The sequence below is a fragment of the Hyphococcus formosus genome (assembly GCF_046736345.1).
Lineage (GTDB): Bacteria > Pseudomonadota > Alphaproteobacteria > Caulobacterales > Parvularculaceae > Hyphococcus > Hyphococcus formosus.
On sequence record NZ_CP157210.1, the window covers coordinates 1,748,714 to 1,762,215 of the forward strand.

Consider the following 13,502-nt stretch of genomic DNA (forward strand, 5'->3'; position numbering starts at 1 on the left):
CCTAGAATATGTCCGGATTGTCTGAAATCAAATCCTCGATCTCACGATCGAGTTTCACGCGTACTTCCTGGTCGATCTTTACGTTCAGATTGACCACGATCGGCTCGTTTTCGTCACCTTTCAAAGTGACGGTTGTGCAGGCCATGAGGGCTACTGCGATAATTGGCCCAAATAACGCTAGCCTTATTTGCTCTGCCTTGATCATACCGGAACGCCCTCCGCCAGTCTGCCCATTAATCCAAGAATGGATTTTTCGATTTAATTTTCATTTGAAACTCAGAACGCTACTACCATAGCCTGACCATCAGGCAAAAAATAGGCGGAATTAAGCGTCCTTGGCGCCGATTTCGCCTTATTCCACATTTTGCAGGCCCCGCTCGATCTGCAATTGGAAACTTCGCGACAGGTTGGCCTGCTGGAGCAACTCCAGTAAAGCGGCATCAAGGCTGATGGTATATTTAACCGGAACGCGCCCCTTGGCATTTTCCATGTTAACTTCGCCCGTTCCTTCGAAAAACATCTGGAAATCAAGTCGGCCATCAAGCGCGCCATTTACGCGAACTTCCATCGAGTTATATCTGAGGTCTCGCAGAATATCGAAGGCGATTTTGGCATTACCGCCAGCAGCAGCGGCCTGTTCCGCAGCCGCGCCTTGATACCGAATTGCGCCCGGCCCCGCTGATTTGAAATAGCCATCCTCAATACGGGCTTTGCCATCCTCGAATACTACCGGTAAGACACCATTCATGACCCCCTCGCCGGAAAGTCCATTAACGTCGACATATTCGAATATCTGTTGGAGGTCGACATTATCAGCACGCAGAGGCACTTTGGCTTCTCCTGTCAATGACGCCTCAGCATCATAAACGCCAATCACTCCACCGAACCAGGGAAACTCCGCCTGCGGAATGATAATTGTATCATTTCCTGGCACGTCAAATGTTATTGTTCCATCCACCAGTTTGAGCGCATCCATGTCGACGACATCGACCGTCACGGTTTGTTGCCCATCAGTTTGAACGGGCATCAAATTGGTCAACGCTACGGCTCCATTAAAGCCGCTCGTCCGCGTAACCGCGCGCGTTGGGCCAGCAAAAGAAATATTATCAAAACCGAAATTGGCGGCGGAAGTCACCCCATTTGGTCCCCATTCAAAGACCATCTCCCCGCCCATCTCGCCATTGGCAGCATCGACAAAACCTTTCAGAACAGGCGAGAGTTTATTTGGCTGCACCCCTTCGGGTGTGAAGGATAAGCCTTCAAAGGAAAAGACGGTTTGACCGCTGGCCTTCTGCATGTCTTGCGTACCGGTTCCAGTGCCTAACCGTTCACCGACTGGGGTTGAAAGGACGTAATCGAATTTTGCATTCGTGCCGCGAATGTTAGCGGTTGCGTTCGCGATCACTGGCGAAACCAATGGCGCATCACCATGTTGTTCGATCAACAAACGGTCCACGATCGCATCGATAGTCATGTCCGTTTCATTCAACGTAAATTCGAAACCGCCATCAACGGCAGACATGTCCAAAGCGTTGTTGAGGGTCATATCGCCTTTTGCGACATCGCCAATAATGCGCGTGACATCTTCGATTATGTGGTAATCGGCATCAAACTGAATGATCGGTGGCTTACCTTCGGCTTTTGTCTGGCCGATCCGAAATTTGGCGTCTTGCGCCGACAATTCACCATTCAATGTGCTCGATATCCGGTCTGTCCAATTCAAGCGCGCGAGGCTGCCGCCCTTATTGCACAGCTCCACGCCGTTTAAATGCACCTCCATATCTTGCTCAGCCAAAAGTGCATGCGTTCGCGCAAAAGCTAAACACTCATCCTTATTGATGATAACGGCGCTTTGGGTATCGATGTTGGCAGCAATTTCGAAGAAACCCGTAAATGGCGTGTCATCTATCGTCAGCCTACCAATATTAAGTTTTTTGAGGCCGGATTTGAGCGCAAGATCTGCCCTTATATCGGCACCAGTTGATTGGAATTCAATATCAATAAGCGAACCGCTCAGCGCAAGTGCAGGCGAATCATAGGCCGCAATATTAATGGGTGCGATAACACGCCAATTGCCATCGATATATTCCGCATCAACCGCCCCCTCAGCATTTACTCCGCTTCCGGAAATTTCAAACTGAAATGACGCGATATCGCTTTGATCACTATGGACAAGAAATGGTACGCTTCCCTGCGGCGATAAAGTTAACTCTGTGCCCTTATTCGTAACTAGCGAAAGTCGGTGAGTGGGTTCGGAAAAACTGACTTCGACCACGCTATTCGAAAGCGCAATATCGAACGCCCCCTCGGCAGCACCCCCCGTAACGACACCGCCCAATAGGGCTTCCATTGTAGATGTACGCAATGTTTCAAAAAGGGCAGCATTTTGAACATCAATATTGGGTGCGCTTGTTTGAATTTTTCCCTGCCCCATCAGGGATGCGTAATTTCCCGAAACGGCTTCGCGCCAAGATCGCCCAGCGGCTTCAAAGCCGATCGCAATGTCACTGGCAAGCGCGCCTTGAAATTCGAGGTCACTGTTAAAAGTACCTGAAATCGAAATATCTCCGTTATCGGATAAATTCAGGTCAAACCGGGTGTTGCTTCTCGCAAATGAATAGCCCGCGAACTTTAATTGCTCACTCGATATGTCTAGCGTCGCACTCCCGCCCGAGCGGAAATCATAGTCCGCTGAAATACTGCCCGTCGCGCCGCCGTCAGGCGCATCAACCAGCACTTCTACATCAGCAAGCGATAGCTTTTGAAACGGCAGAGCTGGCATGTCACGCTCGTTGCCACCGCTTCCCGCCCGGAAACCCGGCAAAACAATATTGCCCTCGTCGTCAATTTTTAGGCGAACCAACCCCGGGCCGATTGCAACCCGTTCAACCATCCGTTCCGTTAATAGCTCGCGCCAGTTATACGCGCTTTCAATCCGGTTCAGGCGCAACCCTTCTCCACCATTCGGACCGACCGACAGGTTTTCAATTCGTACCTGATTCAGGGTGAGCGCGGTCACCGTCGCCTGAGGGTTTTCAAGCCCCGCGCGAGACATTGCCTCCCGCACGCCCCAACTCGCGATGGGAAGGCGGACCAGATAAAGCGCCCCCGAAAGCACCACCAACGCAAGAAGGACGATACCGAACAAGCGGATCATTCGCATGATATTACCTGTATCCCTCAAACACGACCGTCGCTTTTCTCTATTGATTAATCACATTTTCGTCTAATGAGCATTGCGACGGACCAAGCATGCCGAAAATTGCAGCGTTTGGCGAGGCGTGTAAAAACGTGACAAAATCGGGCGATCACGAATATATGCGATGAAAACAGCCCGATAATACCAATGGCGAGAGCGGCAACGGCGGAATGACAGACGAGTTTGTTCAAACAGGTCAAACCCTTACGGGTGAAAACAGCGCCTATTGCCCACTCGAACGCCGGCGTCGTGGTGGGGCAGCTTTGGCTGCGGCTTTAACGGTTATGATCGCTGGCGGAGGTTTTTTAATTTATTCGGCGGCTTCAACGCCGGAACAAGCGACGAAAATAGCCTCTCAAACGCCGAGCCCCGTGGAAATCGCATCAACTGACCTAATTCCTGCTCACACAGCGCCCGAGACCGAGCCTCCTACCCGTAAGGGCACCGCATCAAAACAATTACCTCAGGAAAATGCGAAAAGCGCAGTCGATGCCGCATTGGCTGAATCCCGTGCTGCACGCGCCGGCACCACTTCCCCGGAACCCATTGGTCTGATCCCGCGGATCAAACCGGACGTCGCACCGGAAGTGGCAGCGGCCACTACGCCATCAGACGCGAAAGCCCTTACCGCGCCAATACCTGTTTTAACCGCGAAATCTGCAGCATCGGTAACGCCCCTAGAGCATGTTGGAGCGGTTAAATATGCGAGCGAATTCGACGCACCGCCCCCGTTCTTTTTCACAGCTGACATCGAACCGGTCGTTATCACGCGGAAAATACCGGCAATCGCCTATGCGACCGATATATCGCGTGCGCCACAAGAAGTTCGTATAAAAATTAATAAGGGCGAGAACTTTGTAGATGCTTTGAAACGTGCGGGCGTAACAAACAATGATGCAAATATCGCTGCCTATGCCTTTGGGGAGCACCAAGATTTGCGCCGATTGCGTCCCGGCCAGGAACTCGCTCTGACCCTTGCTTGGCCAAATCAGACCTTGTTCCAATTGGCAGCGCAACAAGCGATGCCACAGGCGCGCCTGATGGGCCTGGAATTTCGAGCCGACGCAGAAAATCGGATCGTTTTGCGCCGCGACCACACAGGCGAGATGTCAGCCGAAAAGCACCTTGTACCGCTGACGACCCGCGTAATGTCTATCGCAGGGCAGATAAATGGCAGTCTCTACATGTCAGCAAAGACCGTCGGTGCCCCCGATGAAATCATTGCCAACCTCGCTGACGCATTTGCCTATGATGTCGATTTCCAGCGAGAAATTTTTGGCGGCGACGAATTCGAAGCGATTTTTGAAGTCCGCTATGACGATTTAGGCAAGATGGTTTCGGCGGGTGACATCCTATATGCGCGCCTCAAATGGCGGGGCCGTTCTCGCGAGAAAGGGTATTACCGCTTTTCCGAAGATGGCGAACGCGGTGATTTTTACGACGCAACCGGGCAAAGTGCTAAACGGCTATTGATGAAAACACCCATCGATGGTGCGCGACTTTCATCAGGGTTCGGTACGCGGAAGCACCCTATTCTCGGTTACCGCCGGGCCCATAAAGGGGTCGATTTCGCCGCCCCGCGCGGAACCCCAATCAAAGCCGCCGGCGACGGCACGGTGCTTCGCGCTAACCGCTATGGCAGCTTTGGTAACTATGTCAAAATTCGCCATGCCAATGGCTATGAAACAGCCTATGCCCACCTCAATGGTTTTGCTCGGGGTATCCGTGCCGGCAAACGCGTCAGACAAGGTGACATCATTGCCTATGTCGGAACGACCGGTCGATCAACCGGCCCTCACCTACATTATGAAGTCCACCTTAACGGCAAGGCGGTCAATCCGCAGCGATTGAAAATTGCAACAGGCAAGCAACTCACCGGTGCGGCGCTTGAGCGGTTCAAAGCCGCGCGTGATCGTATTAATGCGATGCGTATGCCGGAAGAAGAACGCGAGGCACTTTACGCGCGCGAAACCGTGGCCGCGCGCGACGCTCTTTAACCCTCCTCACCCCAAGGGGCAGGCGGCGAAGAAACCGGTTCCGTCAGATCAAATTCAGCCCTGAATGTTCTGCCATCACGGAACAATTCGTAGACGAATTGACCCTCTGTTAGCTCCAGCGCCCATGTATTGGTAACAGCAGCTGTCAGGCCTTCTTTTTCGAAAAGTTCAACCGAATATTCATCGACCGGGAATTCGACCCGGTGTTGTTCAAAACGGTTGGCATCACCGCCATAATTCGTAACCGGATCAAGTTGACCATCCATATGCCGATGCCGGTGCTTTAAACGCAATCCGTTTTCAGTTTTGGTTATAATCCAAGTCCGGGAACGATTATCATCGATATGAAGCGGTATAAGAATTTCATTATCGGAACATTCACGCAGTTCCATGACCAGCGGTGCATCCGCATAATCCGCGTCCGCAGGATCGTCTGAGGTGATCTCACCGCCATAGGCGTTTCCGCAATGAGCGTTTAAGCGTTCAAAAAATAATTCGGCAGGCGTTTGTTTCGGTGAACACCCTATAATGCTCAACATTGTTATGAGTAACAGAACACGCATCCGGTATCGCCTTTCTGGTTATGGCCAGCCTGGAAAGCTTTCGACGAATTCTACTTTAACGTCTGGAAAGCTATTCACATACTGAATTTTGAAATCAGGAAAACTTTCTACAAATTCCCATCGGCCGCATTTATCCGGGAAACTCTCAACGGTTTTGACCCGAAGATCCGGGAAACTCGTGACGATTTCGACTTTGATATCGGCGAAACTTTCAACCACCTGTACACGACCGAAAAGAGGTATCCCGTTCCACGTGCAATCATCGCGATTAAACCCGTCCGCTGCCTGAGATTTGCTCCCCAACATAAGACAGAAATAAACCGCATATATTGCGCATATTTTCGTTAATCGATCCGTCATGTGATGATTTTAGGCAACAAAACCAAAGGATGCCAACGGCCTCGGGGGATTAAGCGTCTGTGATTGTTGACTCTTGGGGGAAAGATCCTTACGTCCGGCCTCGCAATGTTGCAATGCAGCGCGCGCAATCGGCCAAATGGCGAGTTTTTTCGCCGGCCCCACGATAAGACGCCAGCGCATCAAGCATAGTAACCGCGCCCTAAGGGCCGCAAATTGCAGATGACGCATCGCTTCCTCGGCGGAAGAGCGGGGCGTTGGAGTTAACCCCGCCGATGTGACTAAAAAGTCTGGAAATTTTTGAGATACCAAACCGGCTAGCCGCCGATTTCGCTCGTTTATAACCAGCAAAAAATACAAACGGAGACTGAATGTCCTTTGCCGATCTCGGCCTATCGCCGAAACTCCTCGAAGCTATCACCGCTGCTGGCTACGAGAATCCTACGCCGATTCAAAAAGAAGCCATCCCTCCTGCGCTTGAGGGCCGAGACGTTCTCGGTATCGCGCAGACTGGAACAGGCAAAACCGCTTCTTTTACCCTCCCCATGATAGACCGGCTCGCCAAAGGCCGTGCCCGGGCGCGTATGCCACGATCATTGGTATTGGCCCCGACTCGTGAACTCGCAGCCCAGGTTGCCGAAAATTTTGAAAAATACGGCGTTAATCACAAGCTTTCGATGGCACTCTTAATCGGCGGTGTTTCCTTCGGCGATCAGGATGCAAAACTGACACGCGGCGTTGATGTTCTGATTGCGACCCCGGGCCGCTTGATCGATCACTTTGAGCGAGGTCGCCTCTTGCTCAACGGGATAGAATTGATGGTCATCGACGAAGCAGACCGAATGCTTGATATGGGCTTCATCCCTGATATCGAAAAAATCTTTAAATTAACGCCAATGACGCGCCAGACATTGTTCTTCTCAGCGACAATGCCGCCGGAAATTCAGCGCATAACGGATCAATTCCTTCATGCCCCTGCCTTTGTCGAAGTCGCACGGCCCGCAACCACTGCGGAGACAATTACGCAGCGCATCATTAAAGTGCCCAGCCGTGATGATAAACTGAAACGAACGGTCTTACGTGAATTGATCAAGGACGATGCCGTCAAAAACGGCATCATCTTTTGCAACAGAAAATCGACGGTCGATATTGTAGCGAAATCACTGCAAAAGCATGGCTTCAATGCTCGCCCTATTCACGGTGACCTAGCACAAGCCTTCCGCATGGAAACGCTTGATAAATTCCGCAACGACGAAATTCAGTTTCTTGTTGCCTCAGATGTAGCAGCACGGGGATTGGATATTCCGGCCGTGAGTCACGTTTTCAACTATGATGTTCCGATCCACGCGGATGACTATGTGCATCGTATTGGCCGTACGGGCCGCGCGGGTAAAGAGGGTGCAGCGATGATGCTGGTCTCCCCTGCTGACGATAAACATTACGATCAAATCCTCAAGACGATTTCTCAATCTGAAATCGAAGCGCTCGATTTTTCCAAGTTTTTCGAAGAAAATCCGGTTGGCGAAAAACGTCGCGCCAAGAGCAAAACGGATGGCCGCAAGACCAAACGCAAATCCCGTAAAGACGAGGAAGAAACTGCGTCTGCGGATAATGATCGGCCGGAAACTGACTCGAGCGCTAATGATAGCGATAAAAAATCAGAGGCCAGCCATTCCACAAGGCGCGGCGGACGAAAATCGCGTCGCCGAGAAACACCGCCCACACCTGTTGTGGGCCTCGGTGATCACGTACCGGCATTTATCCTGCGCGAAGTGGCCCGTTAATCAAAATTTAAGGCGAATATTCTTTTTCCGCGAACCGATTAATTCGGGCGACTGTTTTAGGCATTATTTTACTCTACTGACCTAATTTTTCCCTCCAAGGGGAGAATCCCTCGCTACGAGGAATTACGGGGCAGTATGACAGAAAGATCAGACGATACACATCGCTTTGCGGAAATGGCGCTCGCGGCGCTCAAAGCGACCGGACTGAGCGCGACACCGCGCAATTACGAACTTTGGTTCGCACATGCGGAAGGTAAAAACCCGGCACTTTCCGCACATATCCAAAAGGCGATGGATGAGACCGGAAAAGTAAGCCAGGAAATGGCGGATAAGCTTTATGATCAGCTTGTTCAGCACAATGACATCTCGAATGACGTCATCAATCTGGTTACGCGCTTTCACACCGAAGTTACTGATCTTTGGGATCTGGTTGAAAAGACCGGCGAGAGCACCAGCGGTCACAACAAAGAACTTACCAATCTGAGCGAACAACTGCGGGAATCGACAAATAGCTACCCCGCTGTCGGTACCCTGTTAGAAGGCGTATTGTCTGTCACTAAAAATATGATGGCGGAGAACGCCAAACTAGAGAACCGATTAGCCGCTTCCGCCGAAGAAGTGACCAATCTCCAACGCGACGTTGAAGCGATCCAAGCGGAAGCGATGCGCGATGCTCTCACCGGAATTGCGAACCGAGCAACCTTTGATCGCTCGCTCGACAAGCATATGAACGAAGCGACCGAAGCGAACGAACCGTTGGCCTTAGTTCTCAGCGATATCGATCATTTCAAGAAATTCAACGATACTTGGGGACATCAGACCGGCGATCAGGTCTTGCGATTTGTTGCCGATGTGATGAATTCGAATGTAAAAGGCAAGGACTTGCTCGCGCGCTATGGCGGGGAAGAATTTGCGATCGTTCTTCCGGGTACTTCACTTGAGAATGCCCATATGTTGGCTGATCGGATCCGCAATGCGGTCGAATCGCGCCGACTGCGTAAACGGCGAACCGACGAAGACCTCGGTATTGTAACAATGTCTATGGGGGTAGCACTTTTGCGTGAAGGCGAATCTATGGAATCGCTCATTGATCGCGCCGACAGTTGCCTTTATGCGGCAAAGCGGGCGGGCCGTAATCGTGTAATGGATGAAAACGAATACGAAGCCCTCGCCCAAACGGACGAAAAGGGTGTAGCCTAGTACACCCTATTTTTCGCCTAATCGCCGCAACAAGAAATCACGTGCTTCATTGATTTTTGCGGCCAGGTAATCCGTACCGCCCCGATCGGGATGCAACTGAGAAATCAGTTTTCGATGGGCCTGCCGGATGTCTTCGGGGTTAGCTCCTTCTTGCAAGCCTAGGACTGAGAGCGCCTCGTCTTCGGACATTGCGCGGGCCGGCACCTTTGGGCTTTGGGACGCTTCATCAAGTTCCGGATCACGCCCTCGCAAGGCTTCAATCGCCGCGACCCCGCCTGCAGCGAGCAACACCATAAATGCCAACGGCCAAAGTTTTGCCGCCAATAGAGCACCGCTGAGTGCCAACCATGCGATTACCTTCAGGGCCGTCATGTTTCGGCTACTGCTATTTTGCTTATTGCCGGCAAGACGAAACAGCAGCCATCCGGCTGCAATGATCGCAACAATAAGAGCAAGGACACCTACCAGCATGGCATGGATCATACTCGCATCCGCCAAACCATGCGAATGCAATCGACCTAAGCCGCAGCCGCTTCTTTTTCAGGCTTCGCCTCTTCTTCCGTCGGTAAATTAAGCATCGCCACCAACGACCGAATTTCCAACCGTGCTGTCACGTGGCTCATGGTAGACAGACGGACCGGTGAATCGACCCCGCCAAGATCTAGCAATGTCAGTCCGATCGGGAATAGCTCCCGATAAATCACCCGGTCACCAAATCCGCGGGCTAGCCGGAAACCGATCCGAGACGATAACTCCTCTAGCTTATCGCCCATCACCTTTTTGTTGCGTGCACGGGTTGCCGACAATCGGTTGCGCATGACCACCCAATCTATACCGCCGGGAACCCCCGACATCGCCCGATGCTTACGGGCGGTCCAGACCATTTCGCTATAAAGGCTTGGGCCGGTAACCTTATTCGTTTCCGGGTCTATTCGCGCAAGCAAATCAAAATCGACGAAACTATCATTTAGCGGCGTGACGATAGTGTCCGCATGAAGATGGGCGAGACGCGATAAATGCGTATTTGCCCCCGGGCAATCGATCACCACAAAATCACATTCACCAAGCGTGCTTAATGCGGACTGCAAATTCTTGGTTTCTTGCGCTTGGGAGTCCGCGCGGCTGTCCAAACTCGACGACTCAACTTCTACCAGAACAGGAATTTCTAGCTCTTTATTATTGATTTCACAGAACTTTTTTCTATTCTCAATATATCGCGTTAGGCTACCTTGCCGAAGATCTAGGTCCACCGCCCCGACCTTTTTCCCGGACTTTAAGAGCGCCACAATCAGGTGCATTGCGGTCGTCGATTTGCCCGAACCGCCCTTTTCGTTCCCGAGCACGATTACGTGAGTCATTCCGAAATCCATTCGGGCCGAAAGCCCGATTTAATGATGCTTGCTTACCTTAGGGAAACGACTCCCCGCGTAGAAGTAAGTCTGCGGCGATTCTGGTGCTTATGGCGATAGTGGTTAATTTCTGTGTTTCTCTGCTTTTGACGCTTCTGGCCGTCACCTACGCCCATGCCGATATGGGCCTGGCACCATTAAGACAAGTTCTGAGCGTAGAGCAGCCGCGAGGGACATTCACCGTTTCCAACGCCTCCGAACACATTATGGACGGCCGGGTTTCCTGGGTGGACCTCAGCGCCACCGATATCGGCTACGCGCCTGCCACACCGGATGCGCGATCCCACTTGAGCGCCGCCCCCTATTTAATGGTCTCACCTGCTCAATTCCGGCTCAAACCGGGTGAGCGCATGCAAGTAGAGGTGTGGATCAAGGACGGTGTTGAAATCCCCAAGGGCGAACGAAGATCTCACCTGCTCATTGAAACGGATGCGTCGCGGACACCCATTCGGAAAGCAAGCAATAGCGGCTTACAGGTTGATGTTGGCCTTGGCATCTCAGCGCCAGTCATCCTGCGCAATGGAGATGACGCCAAAGCGAAAATTACAGAGACGCGTCTTCTCCGCGATGATCAGGGGTTATTAATGCTTGAAACCACAATTGCCCCCCGCGGGAATATTTCGAGCTATGGGCGGATGGTCGTAAATTTCACACCAGAGAATGCCCCCACGCGCGAATTAGGAAGGCGCGAGAATGTAGCTGGTTTTCTTGATGCGCCAGAGCGGATAATCACTATTCCATTTGGATTTGTCGCGCTGAACGCCGGTGAATTGGAACTACGTTTTGAAGGATCCGATGAATTTGAGGGGGTTCTTTTTGATCGGCGCCTGTTCGACGTCGCACCGCCTGACTAACCCTGATCCTCAGCAAGCGACAAACGCTCACCCTCAAATCCGGTTACTGAACAAAAAAGCCCGCGCGACTTCAGCTGAAGACAAAGCGCTTCGGCTTTATCGCGCGATGCGAATCCGCCCCCAACCAATCTCACAAAATTGCCTTTGCCGGTTACTGCCACACTTTCAATGCGCGGTTCCAACAGGCCTAATTCTTCGGGGTTTTCACGCTGTAACTGACGCCAGCCGGCGCGCGCTTCGTCCGGCTTTCGATAGGACGCCAGATGGACACCGAAGAGAACGCTTTCTGTTTTGATGTCGCCTTCTGCTTCGTTTTCAAAAACTGTTTCGTTTGATGCGAATGTCGGCTGAACAAGTCGCGGAGAGGTTTCTACCGGGACTTCACTTTGAGCGAGCGCTGGCGAAGGCGCGTCATCAACGACCGCCTTTTGCTTGGAAGGTTCATCGGTGACGATCATTTCGGGTTTGGGGGGCAGTTCCGGTTCAGGATTCGCCTCTTCTAGCGCCAGGCGGTCTTTGTCGCGTTGAAGCGCAAGCACTTCGTTCGAAAGGCGTGCATTCTGGGATTTGAGCCTCGCAACCTCGGCCTCCAGGGACGCAACCTGCTCTAGCGTCGCGATATAATCGACCGAATTAGCGTCAACGACCGGCGAATCATTCGGCGATGACGCACACGCCGAGAGCGTCGCAAAAACGATAGCGGTACCGAGAAATTTGAACGATCCGAGTGGATTTGAAAAACGCAGTAACGAGATCGATTTTTTTAACGCTGACACTGTTCGGCTTCTCCTAAAAAAGCCCCCGATTCGACCCTATCATACCCCCGGATGAAAGGTCATCCAATCCTTTCATTTAGTTTTCAGAAAGTTTCAAGATAGCCGAGATTAGCCGCCAGCGGCAGTCACTGGCTTGTCTTCGAATTTCAGCGGCGTAAATCGCAGGGAAGCATTCTCCCTATCCTTTTCGAGCAACCCGGTTTGGTAAAATCTGGCTGTCCCGTCCGCTACCATCCCCGCTGAAAAGGCCAGTATTTCTTCAACCCCGTCATTGTCGAAATCCGCATTCGCTAATTCGGTGAGATAAACCGTCTGGTCACCCATGGTGATTTCCCATTGGAATCGCTGAGATTGCGAAACCGACACCGTATCAAGTGCCCCGTCAATGAATTCACCAAATCGAATATTTGGCGCGAGCGATGCCACTTCTTCATCCGTTGGGGAACCATTTGAAAAATGTTGCGTTGATGCCTCTTGCGCTTCAAACAGAACCGTCAGCACACCACAAGCGCGTTTAAAATATCCCTCACGACGCATATCCCGCGTCGTCATGGCAAACCAACCGTCGAACACATATTCGCGATACTGACGACATGTCGAGGCTTCTTCTATTGCGATGCTCGCGTCACTTGGATGCGTTAGGCTAACACTGACGGCATCACCGTCGCGGTTCACAAGCGGCCTATCAAGCAAGACATAAATTTGTTTTCGATTATAACATTGCGCCTTAACGTCCTTGAATAATGACAAGGAGGATTTGAGGCACATTTGATAGGTGTCCGCTATAGCATCAGCGGATTCGTTATCAGGACCTTTGAAGACCGGCTGCGACAGCAGTGCTAGGCTTGCCGCCCCCAAAGCGCCTGCCCCCGCTGCAATTGTTTTAACTGTCGGCATTATAAAAGCCCCAATTCTGCAAGCTCGCGTCCAAGTTCAGGCGACATTCCCTTTTGTCTTTTGCCCCTTTTTATATCACGTGGTGCGTCTTCGGCTGTCAGATATCGCCAGCCTTGAAACGCTCGTCGTGGCTGTGGCTCGGTCAGAACGAACGCTGGATCGAGTAATATTGCAGTGCGTTGAATACCATCCGTTCCCGTTCGCTTCTCAAAACCAATAATAGGCTGCCGCGCCGATACGATCCCTTTGATCACCCAATAAATTGACCCGCCGTCGAGCAATTCACTTTCCCGGCGCGGATGCATTCGGGTTACGTGGTCGTGCACCGAACCGACACCAGCGGCTTTATTGATTCGCACGCGACTCTCGATACGCGCGACCAAGTCATCAATGGTCTCAGCCCCGACACAGAGTTTTACTAAATTGAGGGCCGTCATACTGTGCTGTTGCATCCGCAGTTACTGTG

13 protein-coding genes are annotated in these 13,502 nt (G+C 51.8%); 4 read left to right on the forward strand and 9 right to left on the reverse strand.

Features of this window, described 5'->3' with window-relative positions:
- Position 1: 1 nt before the first annotated feature.
- Entirely contained in the window at positions 2-205 is a 204-nt protein-coding gene (locus tag ABFZ83_RS07960; RefSeq protein ID WP_411816016.1) for a YnbE family lipoprotein, read from the reverse strand.
- Positions 206-352: 147 nt separating this feature from the next.
- Positions 353-3,163, reverse strand: coding sequence for a YdbH domain-containing protein (locus ABFZ83_RS07965; protein ID WP_411816017.1), 2,811 nt, complete (start codon positions 3,161-3,163; stop codon positions 353-355).
- A 206-nt stretch (positions 3,164-3,369) separates the two neighbouring features.
- Between ABFZ83_RS07965 and ABFZ83_RS07970 the strand changes: the two genes are divergently transcribed.
- Entirely contained in the window at positions 3,370-5,196 is a 1,827-nt protein-coding gene (locus ABFZ83_RS07970; protein ID WP_411816018.1) for a peptidoglycan DD-metalloendopeptidase family protein, read from the forward strand.
- On the opposite strand, the gene ABFZ83_RS07975 is transcribed toward ABFZ83_RS07970, so the two are convergent.
- On the reverse strand, positions 5,193-5,759 hold the full coding sequence (locus tag ABFZ83_RS07975) for a hypothetical protein (RefSeq protein ID WP_411816019.1): 567 nt from the start codon (positions 5,757-5,759) through the stop codon (positions 5,193-5,195). The two genes, ABFZ83_RS07970 and ABFZ83_RS07975, sit on opposite strands and share 4 nt — an antisense overlap.
- Before the next feature lie 18 nt (positions 5,760-5,777).
- Entirely contained in the window at positions 5,778-6,119 is a 342-nt protein-coding gene (locus ABFZ83_RS07980) for a hypothetical protein (RefSeq protein WP_411816020.1), read from the reverse strand.
- A gap of 368 nt (positions 6,120-6,487) precedes the next feature.
- Here ABFZ83_RS07980 and ABFZ83_RS07985 point away from each other — a divergent pair, with 368 nt between their 5' ends.
- Both ABFZ83_RS07985 and ABFZ83_RS07990 read left to right on the forward strand, forming a co-directional pair.
- Entirely contained in the window at positions 6,488-7,900 is a 1,413-nt protein-coding gene (locus ABFZ83_RS07985; RefSeq protein ID WP_411816021.1) for a DEAD/DEAH box helicase, read from the forward strand.
- 135 nt (positions 7,901-8,035) lie between these two features.
- A complete protein-coding gene (locus ABFZ83_RS07990) occupies positions 8,036-9,100 on the forward strand; it encodes a GGDEF domain-containing protein (RefSeq protein ID WP_411816022.1) in 1,065 nt (354 codons plus the stop codon).
- Between the two features lie 6 nt (positions 9,101-9,106).
- Here the strand turns inward: ABFZ83_RS07990 and ABFZ83_RS07995 are convergent, their stop codons facing one another.
- Together ABFZ83_RS07995 and ABFZ83_RS08000 are read right to left on the reverse strand one after the other, a co-directional pair.
- Complete coding sequence (locus ABFZ83_RS07995; protein WP_411816023.1) at positions 9,107-9,583, reverse strand: DnaJ domain-containing protein; 477 nt, start codon at positions 9,581-9,583, stop codon at positions 9,107-9,109.
- Between the two features lie 35 nt (positions 9,584-9,618).
- Entirely contained in the window at positions 9,619-10,458 is an 840-nt protein-coding gene (locus ABFZ83_RS08000) for a division plane positioning ATPase MipZ (RefSeq protein WP_411816024.1), read from the reverse strand.
- Positions 10,459-10,559: 101 nt separating this feature from the next.
- Between ABFZ83_RS08000 and ABFZ83_RS08005 the strand changes: the two genes are divergently transcribed.
- Positions 10,560-11,363: a hypothetical protein gene (locus tag ABFZ83_RS08005; protein ID WP_411816025.1), complete on the forward strand. Its 804-nt coding sequence runs from the start codon at positions 10,560-10,562 to the stop codon at positions 11,361-11,363.
- On the opposite strand, the gene ABFZ83_RS08010 is transcribed toward ABFZ83_RS08005, so the two are convergent.
- The 3 genes from ABFZ83_RS08010 to ABFZ83_RS08020 form a co-directional block, all read right to left on the reverse strand.
- The gene (locus ABFZ83_RS08010; protein WP_411816026.1) at positions 11,360-12,139 is read right to left on the reverse strand and encodes an SPOR domain-containing protein; all 780 of its coding nucleotides are present in this window, start codon (positions 12,137-12,139) and stop codon (positions 11,360-11,362) included. The two genes, ABFZ83_RS08005 and ABFZ83_RS08010, sit on opposite strands and share 4 nt — an antisense overlap.
- 108 nt (positions 12,140-12,247) lie before the next feature.
- On the reverse strand, positions 12,248-13,036 hold the full coding sequence (locus ABFZ83_RS08015; RefSeq protein WP_411816027.1) for a hypothetical protein: 789 nt from the start codon (positions 13,034-13,036) through the stop codon (positions 12,248-12,250).
- Positions 13,036-13,488, reverse strand: a complete 453-nt coding sequence (locus ABFZ83_RS08020; protein ID WP_411816028.1) for a DUF1489 family protein — start codon at positions 13,486-13,488, stop codon at positions 13,036-13,038. The genes ABFZ83_RS08015 and ABFZ83_RS08020 overlap by 1 nt, the downstream gene beginning before the upstream one ends.
- Between the last annotated feature and the right edge of the window lie 14 nt (positions 13,489-13,502).